At 30.3% G+C, this 1,031-nt stretch carries 1 protein-coding gene; it reads right to left on the reverse strand.

Annotated elements, in window-relative coordinates; all coding sequences use genetic code 11:
* Window positions 1-376: 376 nt before the first annotated feature.
* Window positions 377-742 (reverse strand): hypothetical protein, encoded by a 366-nt coding sequence (locus tag AC3WOM_RS26670; protein WP_427550161.1) that lies wholly within the window; start codon window positions 740-742, stop codon window positions 377-379.
* Between the last annotated feature and the right edge of the window lie 289 nt (window positions 743-1,031).

A 1,031-nucleotide genomic window follows, 5' to 3' on the forward strand; every position in this document is an offset into this window, starting at 1 on the left:
GCAGCAACAACAGATGGCACGCCACTTGAACAAATCAAAAATGAGTTACAAGTAGCTTAGGGTACCTGTCATTGATTTGTGTATGGTAATTTTTGTATTTAAAAATGCTCATTTAGAGCTTCTTAATTAACTCTTTTAGTTTAATAATACCTCATATAAAATTTATATGGATAGGTTTTACCATTCCAGCCAATTTTCTAACGATGGTTCATCATGCACTATTGATCGCTGAAGGTTATCTCTTTCCTTTAACCAGTTATAGAAAGATATTAGATATTCTCTTTGTACTTTGCATCACAGAGAATTATAAACAAACTTTAAGACCACCCATCACGGAGTGGTCTTTTATGGATTATTTAACTAAAGCCTATGTTTATTATTTTTGAATTAAATTCAGTGCATTGGATATATAAATTTTATCTTTGTCTAAATCAAGGAATTCATCCTTCTTATTACTAATATCGGGGTAATAGCCGAGTGTTAAGATTAATTTTTCGTTTTCTTTAAATATAATTAAATGATTAGGCAATGCAATATTCATGCTTTCAGTACTTTTTTGTTCTGCTCTTTCAATCGAATTAATAAGTCGCTTTATTTCTTCTTTTGATTTAATGACTGAAATAACTTCACCTTCTTGCTCTCTATGTTCTTCAGGACTTGGTGAAGCACTTGCGAATTTCAAAATCTCAATACTTGTAATTGTAGTATCATCTTCAAAAATACTGTTTGAACATCCTCCCAAGAATAAAATCAACAGTAATAGTAATAGCAAATTATTTTTTATAATAACAAGTCTCTCCCTACTAAAATTATCAAATTTTTCAAGTAAAATGCTTTGTTAGTTTAATAATACCTCATCTCAATATCACTTGGATAACTATTTCGATTCACCACTCCAGCCAATTATCTATATAACTCTAAATGAGCATTTTTAAATACAAAAATTACCATACTCGAATCAATGACAGGTACCCTAAGCTACTTGTAACTCATTTTTGATTTGTTCAAGTGGCGTGCCATCTGTTGTTGCT

The organism is Lysinibacillus sp. FW301-JW8 (assembly GCF_058788755.1).